Raw genomic sequence first — 1,801 nt, 5'->3', positions numbered from 1 at the left:
ACCGACTCATCGACCGCGATGGCGTTATCCAGCGTATGTTGCGTGTATGACGGRTAGGGGACGCAGTCACCATGACATCGACGAGTAGTCGTGCCTTTGTCGACGATCTGGCATTGAGCCATCTTGACGCTGCCTACAATCTTGGCCGTTGGCTGCTTGGCAGCGAGCAGGATGCCGCGGACGCCGTGCACGACGCCTACCTTCGCGCCGCCCGCGCGTCCGAGACCTATGCCGGTGGAAACGCACGCGCGTGGTGGCTTGCGATCGTACGAAACTGTTGTCTCGCCCGACTGGCCGTACGCAATAAGGAGAAGAAGAACGTTGCGATCGACGGTAATCCCGCCGCCGCGGAACACTGGATGCCGCGTGCGGAGGCGGACGAGGTAGAAGAACGACTCGATAGCGCCCGACGCAGGCAGCTGATCACCGAACACCTGCGAAACCTGCCGGATCTTTTTCGTGAGGTGCTCATCCTGCGCGAAATCGAAGAGCTGTCGTATCGGGAGATCGCCGACGTACTGCAAACGCCCATCGGTACCGTGATGTCCCGTCTGGCCCGGGGACGCGCACTGCTACAGAAGGCACTGACCGATAACGGCAACATGGAGGCTCCTCATGGACTGTAAGACGGCTAATGAGATGCTGCCGCTGTACTTCGACGGTGAGCTGGATCGTGCCACCAGTCGCGAATTCGAAGCACACCTCGATGAATGTGCCGAATGCCGCGACGCCTTGATCGGGCTCGATGCCTTGCGCAGTTCGTTGCGCAAGGATGCGCCCCGGTATCGGGCGCCGGAGGCGTTGCGTGCCCGTATTCAACAGGAAATGGCGCCCCCGGTCGCCCGTGTGCGGTCTCGCATGCCGCTGCCCCGGCTGGCGTTGGCGGCCTCATGGATACTGGCGTTTGTGGCAGGCGGGCTCACCCTGGCTGCGTGGAATCACGCGTCCAATCCCGGCCACGAGCAGGCCCAACTTACGCGTGACCTGTTTGCCAGCCACTGGCGGGCGTTGGCCGCGTTGTCGCCCATCGACGTGGTGTCTACCGACCAACATACCGTGAAGCCGTGGTTCGCCGGGAAAATCGCGACGGCGCCCGTCGTGCGGGATTTTGCCGCCCAGGGCTATGCGCTCATCGGCGGTCGCATCGACTATGCCGGTACGGAACGCGTTCCCGTCCTCGTCTATCGCCATGGCAAGCACGTGATCGATGTCTTCGTGCTGCCGGCAACGGCGGCCGCTGCCGGCAACGAGCTCGTGCAATCGCAGGGCTATGTGCTGGAACGCGCCACGGTGGGCGGACAGCCGGCAGCGATTGTTTCAGACATGGATGAGGCGGAGCTGACGCGATTCAGGGAGTTGCTGGCGGATGGTGTCCGACCCGGCGGGGAGTGACTCGCTTCCGCGGCGTCAGCTATGCGGGAGCGCTTTGATCCATGCAACCGCTGTGGTCACCGGCCCGCTGGCGTCGGATGACGTCAGGTTGTGCCCCAGGGTAGGGAACATCTGGCAATCGTAGGGCTTGCCTCGAGCCTTCAGTGCGTCGAGGTGCTCGGTCGACAAGCCCACCGGGGCCTGGATGTCCTTGCCTCCGAACAGCCAAAGGCCCGGGGTGGAAAGCGTGGCGAGCGTGTCGCGCGGGTCGGTGTCGGCAAACTGATATTTATCGGGGTCGCTGCGCACATGCTCGCGCGCATCGGCTTCGGTATGCGTGTCCCAGAAGGACCGATTTCCCTGCGTATAAAACTGAAACCTCAGCTGCTCACGGGCCGTCACGACCGGACCGCTGAACAGCACCATGAAC

General features: G+C 63.1%; 3 protein-coding genes. 2 read left to right on the top strand and 1 reads right to left on the bottom strand.

Going from position 1 to position 1,801, the window contains the following annotated elements; genetic code table 11:
* Positions 1-71: 71 nt before the first annotated feature.
* Positions 72-626, top strand: a complete 555-nt coding sequence (locus tag AC1DT2_RS22405; RefSeq protein WP_477298829.1) for a sigma-70 family RNA polymerase sigma factor — start codon at positions 72-74, stop codon at positions 624-626.
* The gene (locus AC1DT2_RS22400; protein ID WP_477298827.1) at positions 616-1,392 is read left to right on the top strand and encodes an anti-sigma factor family protein; all 777 of its coding nucleotides are present in this window, start codon (positions 616-618) and stop codon (positions 1,390-1,392) included. Before AC1DT2_RS22405 ends, AC1DT2_RS22400 begins: the two co-directional genes overlap by 11 nt.
* A gap of 15 nt (positions 1,393-1,407) precedes the next feature.
* Here AC1DT2_RS22400 and AC1DT2_RS22395 read toward each other — a convergent pair.
* Positions 1,408-1,801, bottom strand: a 394-nt coding sequence (locus AC1DT2_RS22395; RefSeq protein WP_477298826.1) for an alpha/beta hydrolase family protein, incomplete at its 5' end; no start/stop codon positions are given.

The organism is Luteibacter sp. P4_E6, from assembly GCF_056401535.1.
The sequence above is the reverse complement of the archived record's forward strand: the minus strand, read 5'-3'. Positions and strand labels throughout refer to the sequence as shown.